General features: G+C 60.0%; 10 protein-coding genes, 1 tRNA gene and 2 rRNA genes (1 of these 13 only partly in view). 6 read left to right on the top strand and 7 right to left on the bottom strand.

Translation table 11 applies throughout. The features are described from left to right. From I6L36_RS12840 to tcdA, 4 genes are all read left to right on the top strand, one after another. Positions 1 to 572 (top strand): 23S ribosomal RNA (locus I6L36_RS12840); it begins 2,318 nt to the left of the window's first position. 121 nt (positions 573 to 693) lie between these two features. Further along, positions 694 to 808: ribosomal RNA gene (rrf, locus tag I6L36_RS12845) — 5S ribosomal RNA — on the top strand. A gap of 97 nt (positions 809 to 905) precedes the next feature. Then, positions 906 to 982: transfer RNA gene (locus tag I6L36_RS12850), tRNA-Asp, on the top strand. A 147-nt stretch (positions 983 to 1,129) separates the two neighbouring features. Next, a complete protein-coding gene (gene tcdA, locus I6L36_RS12855; RefSeq protein ID WP_201985761.1) occupies positions 1,130 to 1,966 on the top strand; it encodes a tRNA cyclic N6-threonylcarbamoyladenosine(37) synthase TcdA in 837 nt (278 codons plus the stop codon). A 21-nt stretch (positions 1,967 to 1,987) separates the two neighbouring features. Here the strand turns inward: tcdA and I6L36_RS12860 are convergent, their stop codons facing one another. Then, complete coding sequence (locus I6L36_RS12860) at positions 1,988 to 2,422, bottom strand: SufE family protein (protein WP_201985760.1); 435 nt, start codon at positions 2,420 to 2,422, stop codon at positions 1,988 to 1,990. A 12-nt stretch (positions 2,423 to 2,434) separates the two neighbouring features. Beyond that, positions 2,435 to 3,655: a cysteine desulfurase gene (locus I6L36_RS12865; RefSeq protein ID WP_201985759.1), complete on the bottom strand. Its 1,221-nt coding sequence runs from the start codon at positions 3,653 to 3,655 to the stop codon at positions 2,435 to 2,437. 152 nt (positions 3,656 to 3,807) lie between these two features. On the opposite strand from I6L36_RS12865, the gene rep reads away from it, so the two are divergent. Continuing rightward, on the top strand, positions 3,808 to 5,820 hold the full coding sequence (gene rep, locus I6L36_RS12870; RefSeq protein ID WP_216986708.1) for a DNA helicase Rep: 2,013 nt from the start codon (positions 3,808 to 3,810) through the stop codon (positions 5,818 to 5,820). On the opposite strand, the gene I6L36_RS12875 is transcribed toward rep, so the two are convergent. The 5 genes from I6L36_RS12875 to I6L36_RS12895 all read right to left on the bottom strand — a co-directional run bounded on the left by I6L36_RS12875 (position 5,807) and on the right by I6L36_RS12895 (position 12,000). Continuing rightward, complete coding sequence (locus I6L36_RS12875) at positions 5,807 to 8,110, bottom strand: bifunctional diguanylate cyclase/phosphodiesterase (RefSeq protein WP_200163706.1); 2,304 nt, start codon at positions 8,108 to 8,110, stop codon at positions 5,807 to 5,809. The genes rep and I6L36_RS12875 overlap by 14 nt on opposite strands. A gap of 84 nt (positions 8,111 to 8,194) precedes the next feature. Then, the gene (locus I6L36_RS12880; RefSeq protein ID WP_039041132.1) at positions 8,195 to 8,647 is read right to left on the bottom strand and encodes a cytochrome c5 family protein; all 453 of its coding nucleotides are present in this window, start codon (positions 8,645 to 8,647) and stop codon (positions 8,195 to 8,197) included. A 219-nt stretch (positions 8,648 to 8,866) separates the two neighbouring features. Further along, entirely contained in the window at positions 8,867 to 9,892 is a 1,026-nt protein-coding gene (gene tdh / locus I6L36_RS12885; protein WP_010672427.1) for an L-threonine 3-dehydrogenase, read from the bottom strand. 89 nt (positions 9,893 to 9,981) lie between these two features. Continuing rightward, the gene (locus I6L36_RS12890; protein ID WP_045522539.1) at positions 9,982 to 11,172 is read right to left on the bottom strand and encodes a glycine C-acetyltransferase; all 1,191 of its coding nucleotides are present in this window, start codon (positions 11,170 to 11,172) and stop codon (positions 9,982 to 9,984) included. A gap of 183 nt (positions 11,173 to 11,355) precedes the next feature. Continuing rightward, on the bottom strand, positions 11,356 to 12,000 hold the full coding sequence (locus tag I6L36_RS12895) for a TetR/AcrR family transcriptional regulator (protein ID WP_010672429.1): 645 nt from the start codon (positions 11,998 to 12,000) through the stop codon (positions 11,356 to 11,358). Between the two features lie 154 nt (positions 12,001 to 12,154). On the opposite strand from I6L36_RS12895, the gene rfaD reads away from it, so the two are divergent. Next, positions 12,155 to 13,114 (top strand): ADP-glyceromanno-heptose 6-epimerase, encoded by a 960-nt coding sequence (gene rfaD / locus I6L36_RS12900; RefSeq protein WP_201922634.1) that lies wholly within the window; start codon positions 12,155 to 12,157, stop codon positions 13,112 to 13,114. The last annotated feature ends 19 nt before the right edge of the window (positions 13,115 to 13,133 follow it).

Below are 13,133 nucleotides of genomic sequence, written 5' to 3' on the forward strand. Positions count from 1 at the left end.
ATAAGCCAGCTTAACTGCGAGACGGACAGGTCGAGCAGGTACGAAAGTAGGTCATAGTGATCCGGTGGTTCTGAATGGAAGGGCCATCGCTCAACGGATAAAAGGTACTCCGGGGATAACAGGCTGATACCGCCCAAGAGTTCATATCGACGGCGGTGTTTGGCACCTCGATGTCGGCTCATCACATCCTGGGGCTGAAGTCGGTCCCAAGGGTATGGCTGTTCGCCATTTAAAGTGGTACGCGAGCTGGGTTCAGAACGTCGTGAGACAGTTCGGTCCCTATCTGCCGTGGGCGTTGGATGATTGAAGGGAGTTGCTCCTAGTACGAGAGGACCGGAGTGAACGAACCTCTGGTGTTCGGGTTGTCACGCCAGTGGCACTGCCCGGTAGCTAAGTTCGGAATCGATAACCGCTGAAAGCATCTAAGCGGGAAGCGAGCCCTGAGATGAGTCATCCCTGACCCCTTGAGGGTCCTAAAGGGCCGTTGGAGACCACAACGTTGATAGGTGGGGTGTGTAAGCGTAGCGATACGTTGAGCTAACCCATACTAATTACCCGTGAGGCTTAACCATACAACACCCAAGAAGTGTTTCTGGCCTTGTAGCGAATGAGTGAACTACTTACAAATTCAGTGGTAATGACAAGCAACTAGCAAAGTCGTTATTCACGTCAGCTTTCTGGATTAAGATTTTGCCTGGCGGCAATAGCGCAGTGGAACCACCTGACCCCATGCCGAACTCAGAAGTGAAACGCTGTAGCGCCGATGGTAGTGTGGCATTCGCCATGCGAGAGTAGGACACTGCCAGGCACCCAATTAAACGGTGATGTGAAGAATTACATGACCGGCTGCGAGGATGACACCTCAGAATAAGCGGCAAATGATTTAGCGAAAGCTAACCGAATGCGGAGCGGTAGTTCAGTCGGTTAGAATACCGGCCTGTCACGCCGGGGGTCGCGGGTTCGAGTCCCGTCCGCTCCGCCACTACTCAAGAAGCCCAGTCTAACGACTGGGCTTTTTTTCGTTCCCGAGACAGCACTTATTTCCCCTTACATCAACATCGCCATCATCCGATCATCGCCCCTGACGGAGGTTGCCGCTATAATGGCCGCCCTCAAGCAAGGTGGTGGTATGAAAGCAGAGTATCTACAGCGATTCGGGGGCATAGCCCGTCTTTATGGCCAGCGTGCCCTTGGCTCCTTCAGCCAGGCGAAAGTCTGCGTGGTCGGGATCGGTGGCGTCGGCTCCTGGGCGGCCGAGGCGCTGGCTCGGGCCGGCATCAACCAGATCACTCTGATCGACATGGATGATATCTGCATCACCAACACCAATCGCCAGATCCATGCCATGCAGGGCACGGTCGGCCGTCTCAAGACGGAGGTGATGGCCGAGCGCATCCGTGCCATCAACCCGGATTGCGAGGTGATCGAGGTGGATGACTTCGTCACCGCCGACAACCTGGGCGAGCATATCAAGCGGGAGTTTGACTATGTGGTGGATGCCATCGACTCGGTCAAGGCCAAGGTGGCGCTGATTGCCTTCTGCAAGCGCAACAAGATCCCGGTGATCGTGGCGGGCGGTGCCGGCGGGCAGATGGACCCGACCCAGATCACCGTGGCCGACCTGGCCAAGACCATTCAGGATCCGCTGGCCGCCAAGGTGCGCGCCGACCTGCGCCGACTGCACAACTTCAGCAAGAATCCGGCGCGCAAATTCGGGGTGGAGTGTGTCTTCTCAACCGAGCAGCTGAGTTATCCGGATGGCAATGGCGGCACCTGCCAGGCCAAGGCGGCCAGCGACGGCAATATGAAGATGGATTGCGCCTCCGGCTTCGGTGCCGTGACGCCGGTGACGGCCACCTTTGGCTTGGTTGCCGCGTCCCGGGTATTGAAGAAGATTGCCGAGCGGGGAGCCCGCGCCGAGAAAGAGGCTGGAAATGAAGACGCAGGGTCGATTGGCGAAGCCTGATCGACCACTGTACAAGGTGGGTTAGGCAGCCTGCTCCCGGATTGCCAACACGATTGCCCTGAGCCCGTTGCCTCGCGACGGGCTCAGGTGTTTCTCGAGCCCCAATTCGCTGAAATAGGCATCCATATCAAAAGCTTGGATAGCGTCGGCACTCTGATGATTGAGTGCCGCCAGCACGATGACGATAAGACCGCGCACGATGCGGGCATCGGAATCACAGGCAAAGTGCCAGCAACCATCCTTGCTCTTTTCCCCCTTCAGCCAGGCCTGGCTTTCACATCCCTTAAGGCGAAATGCCTCCTGCTGCCACTCTGCTGGCAAGGTGGGTAGCAGCTTGCCGAGCTGGATGATGAGTCGGTACTGGTTCTCCCAGCCGTTTGCTGCCGCAAACTGCTGACGGATACTATTTGCGTCGGGCTCAACGCCTATCCGGGTGTAGGTTGCGAGGCTGTTCATCGGGTGTCTGCCTTAGAAGAAGTCACGGAGTTTGTGCAGGGCGGCCAGCAGGGCGTCGACATCGTCCCGATTGTTGTAGCAGGCCAGCGAGGCGCGCATCGTGCCGCCGACACCAAGAGATTCCATCAGCGGCATGGCGCAGTGATGGCCGACCCGCAGGGCTATGCCCTGCATGTCGAGCAGGGTGGCGGCATCTTGCGGGTGGATGTCGTCCAGCAGAAAGGAGACCGCGCCGGCGCGCTGACCGGGTTCGCCGACCAGACGCAGCCCTGGCATCTGTTGCAGTCCGGCAACCAGATAGTCGGTCAGCACCGCTTCATGGCTGGCCAATGAATCCTTGTCCTGCTCCATCACAAAGCCGATGGCTGCGGCCAGGCCGATGGCGCCAGCAATATGGGGGGTGCCTGCCTCGAATTTGAAGGGCAGGATGTTGAAGGTGGTGCCGCTGAAGCTGACTCTGTCGATCATCTCGCCGCCGGCCTGCCAGGGGGGCATTCGCTCCAATAGCTCAGTGCGGCCCCACAGCACGCCGATGCCGGTCGGGCCATAGAGCTTGTGGCCGGAGAAGGCGTAGAAGTCGCAGCCGATAGCCTGCACATCCACCTCGAGATGGGCCACCGCCTGGGCGCCGTCGATGAGGCTCAGGGCCCCGACCGCCTTGGCCGCTGCCACCATCTCTTTGACTGGATTGACGGTGCCAAGGGCATTGGAGACGTGAGCCACGCTCACCAGTCGGGTACGTGGTCCCAGCAGGGCCAGATAGGCAGCGATGTCGAGATCGCCCCGCTCATCGAGGGGGATGACCCGGATGACGGCGCCGGTGCGCTGGGCGACCAGCTGCCAGGGGACGATATTGGCGTGATGCTCCAGGGTGCTGAGCACGATCTCATCCCCCGCCCTCAGCTCGCTCATCCCCCAGCTCTGGGCCACCAGATTGATCGCCTCCGTGGTGCCACGGGTCCATATCACTTCGTGGCTGCGAGGGGCATTGATAAAGCGGGCAACCGTCTCGCGGGCATCTTCGAAGGCGCGTGTGGCCCGGCCGCTCAGGGCATGGGCGGCGCGGTGCACGTTGGCATTGTCGGCCCGATAGTAGTGATTGATCGCATCCAGCACGGCTTGCGGTTTCTGGGTGGTGGCGGCGTTGTCCAGATAGACCAGAGGGTGGCCGTTCACCTCCTGCGCCAAGGCTGGAAACTGGCCGCGCAGCCGGTCGTGCTGTTGCTGATTCATGCTCCCCTCATCTCGTCTGGAAAAGTCGGTCATGATCCGGAAAATGGCGGGCAAACACAAGATGAAGTGGCGGGATCCCGTGCCCGGTTTCGGCTGCCCGCGGGATCTCTGCTACAATGCCGCCCCTCATCATAAGCCAAGAGATCCGGCCCATGAAGCTCAACCCCAATCAGAACGAAGCGGTCAAGTATGTCTCCGGCCCTTGCCTGGTGCTGGCGGGTGCCGGATCGGGCAAGACCCGCGTCATCACCAACAAGATTGCCTATCTGGTACAGCAGTGCGGCTACAACGCACGCAACATAGCGGCGGTCACCTTTACCAACAAGGCGGCGCGGGAGATGAAGGAGCGGGTCGGTCAGACCCTGGGTCGCAAGGAGGCGCGGGGGCTGATGGTCTCCACCTTCCACACTCTGGGGCTCGAGATCATCCGCCGCGAGCACAAGAGCCTGAACCTCAAGGCCAACTTCTCCCTGTTCGACGACACCGATCAGCTGGCGCTGCTGAAAGAGTTGACTGAAGACGAGCTCGACAACGACAAGGACAAGCTCTCGGCCCTTATCAGCCAAATCTCCAACTGGAAGAACGACCTTATCCTGCCAGCCCGCGCCATGCGCATCGCCCGCGGCCCGGAAGAGATGCTGATGGCCCAGCTCTACGAGCGTTACCACCGCCAGATGGTGGCCTACAACGCGCTGGATTTTGACGACCTCATCGTGATGCCGACCTTGCTGCTCAAGAGCAATCAGGAGGTGCGCGAGCGCTGGCAGAACAAGATCCGCTATCTGCTGGTCGACGAATACCAGGACACCAACACCAGCCAGTACGAGCTGGTGAAGCAGATCGTCGGCGAGCGGGCCCGCTTCACCGTGGTGGGGGACGACGACCAGTCCATCTACTCCTGGCGCGGTGCCAAGCCGCAGAACCTGGTGCTGCTGAACGAAGATTTCCCCAATCTGCGGCTCATCAAGCTGGAGCAGAACTACCGCTCCAAGCGGCGTATTCTCAAGTGCGCCAACATCCTGATCGCCAATAATCCCCATGTCTACGACAAGGCGCTCTTCTCCGAGCTGGACGAGGGGGTGAAGCTCAAGGTGCTGTTTGCCAAGAATGAGGAGCACGAGGCGGAGCGTATCGCCGCCGAGCTGATGGGCCACAAGTTCATGAACCGCACCCGGTTCAAGGATTACGCGATCCTCTATCGGGGCAACCATCAGTCGCGCATCTTCGAGAAGGCGCTGATGACCAACCGCATTCCCTACCGTATCTCGGGCGGTACCTCATTTTTCTCCCGCACCGAGATCAAGGACATCATGGCCTACCTCAAGCTGCTAGTTAACCCGGATGAGGACACTGCCTTTCTGCGGGTAGTCAACCTGCCGCGCCGCGAGATAGGCCCCACTACCCTCGAAAAACTGGGCCAGTACGCCAACCAGCGCGGCAAGAGCCTGTTTGCCGCCAGCTTCGAGCTGGGGCTGGAGCAACACCTCTCCGGGCGCGGTCTATCCGCCTTGCAGGCCTTCACCAACTGGCTGGTACGGCTCGGCGATCAGGCGCTGCGCGGCAATCCGGTGGAGGCGGTGCGGGACATGATCAAGGAGATCCACTATGAGGAGTGGCTCTATGAGACCTCCCCCAGTCCGAAGGCGGCGGAGATGCGGATGCAAAACGTCTCCACCCTTTATCGCTGGATCAGCGAGATGCTGGAGGGGGATGAGCTGGAGGAGTCGATGACGCTTGCTCAGGTGGTGACTCGCCTCACCCTGCGGGACATGATGGAGCGCAACGAAGGGGAGGATGAGGCGGATCAGGTGCAGCTGATGACCCTACACGCCTCCAAGGGGCTGGAATTTCCCTATGTCTACATGGTGGGCATGGAGGAGGGGCTGCTGCCCCACCAGACCAGCATCGACGAGGATAATGTGGAGGAGGAGCGGCGCCTCGCCTACGTGGGGATCACCCGGGCCCAGACCGAGCTGACCTTTACTCTCTGCAAGGAGCGCCGCCAGTTTGGCGAGTCGGTGCGGCCGGAGCCGAGCCGCTTCCTGCTGGAGCTGCCCCAGGATGACCTGGAGTGGGAAAACCAGAAGAAGGTGACGGCCGAGGAGCGCCAGCAGAAGGGGCAGGTTGGTGTCGCCAACCTGCGGGCCCTGTTCAAGAAGGATTGAGGTCGGAAGGCTTGGTCTCTCGAGAAGCCTGACCCAGCAGAGGGGGAATATCGGCTCCCGGCAGCGGGGGCGAGATATGGCGCCCTTGCCCGAGGGCGCAGCCAAGCTCGATGAGCTTTTGCAACTGCTGCTGATTTTCGATCCCCTCGACCACCAGGGTGAAGTCGAGGTCCTGGCAGATGTCCCGCATGGCGCGGATAAGCGCCAGATCCTTGGGGGAGTTCAACATGCGATGGGTGAAGCTGTCGTCCACCTTGATGTAATCCACTGGGAAGTGAAACAGGGCGTTGAGGGAAGAGAAGCCGGTGCCGAAGTCATCCAGGCTGACCTGGATCCCTTTCGCCCTCAGTTCATGCAGGGCAGTGAGGGAGTCGGCACTCTGCCGGGAGAGCTCGCGTTCGTTGAACTCAAAGATGAAACATGCGGGGATGACACCCTCCTCCTCCATGATGGTGAGCAGTTGCATGATCTGCTCGTGGCTGGCCAGGTGCTTGCCGGAGAGGTTGATGGCTATCCTGAAACGACCGACCCCGGAGGCGGGTTGCCAAAGCTTCAGTTGCTGGCAGGTGCGCTTGAGGATCTGGCGGTCCAGATCCTGAATGAGGCCGCACTGTTCCGCCAGAGGAATGAAGTCGAATGCATCCTTGAGCTCCCCTTCCTCCGTTATCCAGCGCGCCATCACCTCCAGTCCGACCAGGCGGCTGTCACACAGCCTGATCACCGGCTGGAAGTAGGGCACAATCCGCCCTTCCCGCAAGGCTCTGAAGAGCCGCTCTTCCGGTGACCCCGCCTGTTCGGTACAGGCCTCCGAATACATGACGATGCGGCTGCGGCCGTTACGCTTGGCCTGGTACATGGCGAGGTCTGCCTGGTGCAGCAGTTCACTGACATCGGCCGTTTGCTCCGTCACGTTGGCGACCCCCAGACTGACGGTGATGGTCAGTTCGTTGCCTTGGAGCCGGAACGGATGGCCGATACGGCCAATCAGGCGATTGAGCACGGGGCTGATGTCCTCTTCCCGCTGGCTGTTGTCAAGATAGATGACGAATTCGTCCCCTCCGAGCCTCGCCACCATGTCATTTTGCCGGATGCAGCCTTGCAGCCTGCTGCCCAGCTCCTGCAGCAACTGATCGCCGGCACTGTGGCCCAGGGCGTCATTGACCTGCTTGAAGTGATCCACATCGACGAAAATCAGGGTGAAGCCGGCTGTCTGGTAACGGCGGTAGCGGGTCATGGCATGATGCAGGTGATTCATCAGCAGCGCCCGGTTTGGCAACTGGGTCAGCGGGTCGTGCAGGGCATTGAACTGGAGCCGCCGCTCCAGCTCCTGATGATGCTTGAGCCGTTTCTGCAACCTCAAGTTGGTTTGGCGCAGCTGTTGGAGTCGCTGGTTGATGGACTCCTCCGAGTTGAGCTCATCGAGTTGCTGTCGCACCCTTTTGAGCTCCAGCAACAGGGTCAGCTGATGGCGCAGGAAATCGAGGAACAGCCTGTCATCGGTTTCCAGAGGCCGGGTCATGTTGAGGATGAGGTGGGCAAAGTATTGCTGCTGCTGGCGCAGGGGCAGGCTGTACCAGTAAAGTCCCTCTTCATGGCGCTCTACGCTGTTGGTGCTGTGGCACATGGCCCGAATGATGTCATCGTCGTATGTCAGGTGTGGTGGATAGAGTCGCTCCAGTCGCTGGTTTTCCAGCCGGATCAGCAACATGTCGCTGACCGAGAGCATCTGGCGCAACACAGCTTCCAACTGGGCAAACAGGGCATGCTGAGGCAGGTTGTGAGCCAGGCGCATCACTCGGCCGATCTTCTCGATTTTCTCCTGCCACTGGGGATCCCGCTGCATGAGAGGGGAAGCCTGCCCCGCCAGCTGGGTACCGGTCTGGGTTTCGTGCAGGCGTTTGGCCAGGCACTCCAGCAGCAGCCTCAGGGTGGGTGCCTGATCCGGGGTGCTGCGTGCCAGCAACCACTGCACGTCGATATGCTCCACAGGCTGCACGCACCAGCCCTGACCTTCATCGAGCCGGGTGAGCTGTTCGGTGAGGCGAGGTTCTTCCCGTCCCAATTGTTGCTTGAACACGTCGGGAAGCTGATAGGTGTAGCGCCAGTTCAGCCCCCCGTCGGCCAGCCCCAGCATGGCGAAATGTTGCAGAGGGCAGAGTGTGTCCAGCATACCGACCAGTCGGGCGTAATCCTCGGGGGAGGCAATGCCGGGGGCGGGAAAATCCATGATGGAGGAGACGACCGCCAGCAAGGAGTGCGAGTCTGGCGGTGTGGTGGGCTGAACTGACATGCAACACTCCCGAAAAAACTTACCTTCAAGCGTAGTCGGAAGTGATGGGATTGAAAGGGCTGCAAGAGGAGCCCTTTCAATTACTTAGAGCTTGTCGATCATGTAGTGAATGGCGTTCTCGATCTCTTCGTCACTGCAGGTGGCGCAGGTCCCCCGCGGTGGCATCATGCCAGCCTTGCCGGTGAAGCCTTCGATGGCGTGTTTGCGCAAGGTGTCGAATCCCTGGGCGATGCGTGGCTCCCAGGCTGCCTTGTCACCTCGCTTGGGGGCGCCGGCGGCACCGGTATCGTGGCAGGCGAAGCAGGCACCCTTGAACACGGTCTCTCCGTCACGTGGGCCGGAGGAGGCTGCTGCAGGCGCCGCCGCCGCGGTCGCAATGCCTTCCAGATCCTTGGCGGTATAAACCTGGCCAACCGGGGCAATACGCTCGGCGATGGCCTCTGTCGACATGTCATCGGCGGCAAGGACGGCGCCGGACAGAGTGGCGGCCGCCATCCCGGCAGCCAGCAAATAGCTCAGTTTTTTCAACACGCTCATGTACTCCCAGCAGGCTCTTATTATCCTCAGAAAACGACGGGATTATAACCGAATAGTTACAGTCATTTAAACGCTTGTGTGTGAAGTGTTAAGCAATCTGCAAACAAAGTGGCAGAGCAGGAAGGGGTGATCCCACATAAAAAAACCCGGCATGCGCCGGGTTTCGTGAGGCTGAACAAAATAGGGCGCGCTGATTGCCCAGGCGCCCCTCGCGTGTCCTCAATCCCAGTTCAGGATCACCTTGCCGGACTTGCCCGAGCCCATGGCTTCGAAGCCCTGCTGGAAGTCATCGATATGGAAATGGTGGGTGATGATGGGGCTGAGATCCAGGCCAGACTGGATGAGGCTTGCCATCTTGTACCAGGTTTCGAACATTTCGCGACCGTAGATCCCCTTGATGAAGAGTCCCTTGAAGATCACCTTGCCCCAGTCGATGGCCATGGTGGAGGGAGGAATGCCGAGCATGGCGATTTTGCCGCCGTGGTTCATTTTGTCGATCATGTCCTGGAAGGCGCTGGGCACCCCGGACATCTCCAGCCCCACATCGAACCCTTCGGTCATGCCGAGATCTTCCATGACATCGGAGAGCTTCTCCTTGGCCACGTTGACGGCACGGGTGGCGCCCATCTTGCGGGCCAGTTCCAGCCGGTATTCGTTGACGTCGGTGATCACCACGTGACGGGCGCCAACGTGACGGCAGACGGCAGCAGCCATGATGCCGATGGGGCCTGCGCCGGTGATGAGCACGTCTTCACCCACCAGGTCGAAGGAGAGGGCGGTGTGCACGGCGTTGCCGAACGGATCGAAGATGGCGGCCAGCTCATCGGGGATGTTGTCCGGCAGCTTGAAGGCGTTGAAGGCCGGGATCACCAGGTATTCGGCGAAGGATCCCGGGCGGTTCACACCCACACCAATGGTGTTGCGGCACAGGTGGGTGCGACCGGCACGGCAGTTGCGGCAGTGGCCGCAGGTGATGTGGCCTTCGCCGGAGACGCGATCGCCGATGGCGAAGCCGCGCACTTCCTGGCCGACGGCGACCACCTCTCCCACATACTCGTGCCCTACCACCATGGGGACGGGAATGGTCTTCTGGGCCCACTCGTCCCAGTTGTAGATGTGCATGTCGGTGCCGCAGATGGCGGTCTTGCGGATCTTGATGAGCAGATCGTTGTGGCCGAGCTCGGGAGCCGGGACATCGGTCATCCAGATGCCGACTTCGGATTTGAGTTTGGAGAGTGCTTTCATGACAGATTCCTCACGGCGCCATGCCGGGTACAGAGGGTAATAAAATGGGGCCCAACCTTGGCCCCCGTTTTAATCAGCCAGCCATGTGATCAAATCACACCGAGCTCGCGACCGATGCGAATGAAGGCATCGATCGCCTTGTCCAGTTGCTCCCGGGTATGGGCGGCGGACATCTGGGTCCGGATGCGCGCCTGACCCTTGGGTACCACGGGGAAGGAGAAGCCCACCACGTAGATACCGGCGTCCAGCATGCGGCTCGCCATCTCGGCGGCCAGTTTGGCATCCCCCAGCATGACCGGAATGATGGCGTGATCGGCGCCGGCCAGGGTAAAGCCGGCGGCGCTCATGCGCTCGCGGAAGTAGGCACTGTTCTCCTTGAGGCGGGCACGCAGGTCGTGACCCTCGGCCAGCATGTCGATCACCTTGATGGTGGCCGAGACGATGGAGGGTGCCAGGGAGTTGGAGAAGAGGTAGGGACGGGAGCGCTGACGCAACCAGTCGATCACCTCTTTCTTGCCGGATGTGTAGCCACCGGACGCGCCACCCAGCGCCTTGCCCAGGGTGCCGGTGATGATGTCGACCCGTTCCATCACCTCGCAGTATTCGTGGGTGCCGCGGCCGTTCTCGCCGATGAAGCCGACGGCGTGGGAGTCATCCACCATCACCAGCGCGTCGTACTTGTCGGCCAGATCGCAGATGGATTTGAGGTCGGCGATGACGCCATCCATGGAGAAGACACCGTCGGTGGCGATCAGCTTGAAGCGGGCGCCGTCGGCATCGGCCTGCTTGAGCTGGGCTTCCAGTTCGGCCATGTCGTTGTTGGCGTAGCGATAGCGCCTGGCCTTGCACAACCGCACCCCATCGATGATGGAGGCATGGTTGAGGGCGTCGGAGATGATGGCGTCTTCGGCACCGAACAGAGTCTCGAACAGACCGCCGTTGGCGTCGAAGCAGGAGGAGTAGAGGATGCTGTCTTCGGTGCCGAGGAAGGCGGACAGCTTCTGCTCCAGTTCCTTGTGCTGGTCCTGGGTACCACAGATGAAGCGCACCGAGGCCATGCCGAAACCGTGGCTGTCGAGCCCCTGATGGGCGGCGGCAATCAGGTCGGGATGGTTGGCCAGCCCCAGGTAGTTGTTGGCACAGAAGTTCAGTACCTGCTCGCCGCCCACCGCAATCTGGGCCTGCTGGGCCGAGGTGATGATGCGCTCCTGCTTGTATAGCCCTTCCGCCTTGACCTGTTCGAGCTGTGCGGTCAGGTGACGATAGAATCCGTTAGACATCCTCGGTCCTCATTGCTGTATCGACTGTGTTATCAGGATCCCGGGCCGTGCAACCCGCACGGTTCGGCGTCGTCACGGTCGCGACGAAACGCCGACAGACCCTAGAATGGGCAACATTTTACTGTAATCCCTGCGTATAAATTCAAATTTTTATGCTGATAATCAACAATTGTGAAACAGATCTCACCCGGCTGGTTGGGCCAGTTGATGATAATGTTGCTCCAGTTGATGTATCTGGGGGGCCACTTGTGGCTGCACGTAGGGGCGCAGCAAAAACAGCACCCGCAAGACCCCCTGGTAGAGCAGGGGTTTGGTGATGCGGGTGGCCGGGGCCTGGGCAATCTGGAACGGGATCCAGCAGGTGACGACCATCTTGATGGTCTGGCCGAGATCCGGCAGGTCTTCATCGCTGACGGCGATGATGCCGCCTTCGCGCAGGCTTCTGAGCAGCGTCTCCACGGTGGCACGGAGCTGCTCCTGTGCCTTGAGGTATTTCTGCTGCAGCAGCTCGTCGCGACTCAGGATGTCCGGCAGGTTCGCGTAGAAGAAGCGGAACTGCCACATCAAATAGAAGATGGCATCCAGGTAGCCCATCAGATCCTCCAGCCGGATCTCGCTGCTGCGGATCGGAGTGAAGCTGTCGCTCAGGTGGCGGGCGTACTGATCGAAGATGGAGTGGATGATGTCTTCTTTGTTTCTGAAGTGGTAGTAAAGGTTGCCCGGGCTGATGCCAAGGTGTGCGGCAATGTGGTTGGTGGTGATGTTGCGCTCGCCCTGATCGTTGAACAGCTCGGTGGCGCTGTGGATGATCCTGTCTCTGGTCTTCATCGCTGGTCCCTCTGCCGGGCCCTAAGGGGAAAAGTCATCGAGGTCGAATCCCCTTGCGGCCCGTGATAAACTTTTCGGCAATTTCAAATTGGCCCACTATACACAGCTTTAACAGGCAGTCACACGGGGCCACAACGTACGCGAGGCAAACTCCATGATCGTAGTAACTGGCGGTGCTGGCTTTATCGGCAGCAATCTGGTCAAGCAGCTGAACGCTCAAGGACGGACCGATATCGTGGTCATTGATGACCTGACCGACGGCACCAAGTTCGTCAACCTGGTCGACCTCACCATCGCCGACTACATGGACAAGGACGAGTTCCAGGCGCGGATCGTCTCCGGTGACGAATTCGAGGAGTGGGATGACGGCATCGAGGTGATCTTCCACGAAGGCGCCTGCTCCGCGACCACCGAGTGGAACGGCAAGTTCATCATGGAGGTCAACTACGAGTACTCCAAGGATCTGTTCCACTACTGCATCGAGCGGGAAATCCCCTTCATCTACGCCTCTTCCGCCGCGACCTATGGTGGGCGCAACGACAACTTCATCGAAGACCCGAGGTTCGAGCAGCCCCTCAACGTCTACGGCTACTCCAAGCAGCTGTTCGATCAGTACGTGCGTCGCTGGATACCGGAGATCAACTCCCAGGTGGTGGGTCTCAAGTACTTCAACGTCTATGGTCCCCGCGAGCAGCACAAGGGATCCATGGCGTCCGTGGCCTTCCACCTCAATACCCAGGTGAAGCAGGGTGACAATCCCAAGCTGTTCGAGGGCTGTGACGGCTTTCCGGATGGCGGCCAGATGCGCGACTTCATCTACGTGGACGACGTCTGCAAGGTGAACCTCTGGTTCTGGCAGAATCCGCAGCACTCCGGCATCTTCAACTGCGGCACCGGCCGGGCTGAGCCGTTCCAGAACGTGGCGGAAGCCGTGATCAGGCATCACCAGAAAGGCGCCATCGAATACATTCCCTTCCCGGATCACCTCAAGGGTCGCTACCAGAGCTTCACCCAGGCGGATCTCACCAAGTTGCGCGGCGTCGGCTATGACGGCGAGTTCAAGACTGTGGCCGAAGGCGTGGCCGATTACATGGCCTGGTTGAACCGGGCTTGATCCCCCTCTGGCGGGTGGC

Origin of the sequence: Aeromonas sp. FDAARGOS 1406 (genome assembly GCF_019048565.1) — a bacterium.
In the GTDB taxonomy this organism is placed as follows: Bacteria; Pseudomonadota; Gammaproteobacteria; order Enterobacterales; family Aeromonadaceae; genus Aeromonas; species Aeromonas caviae.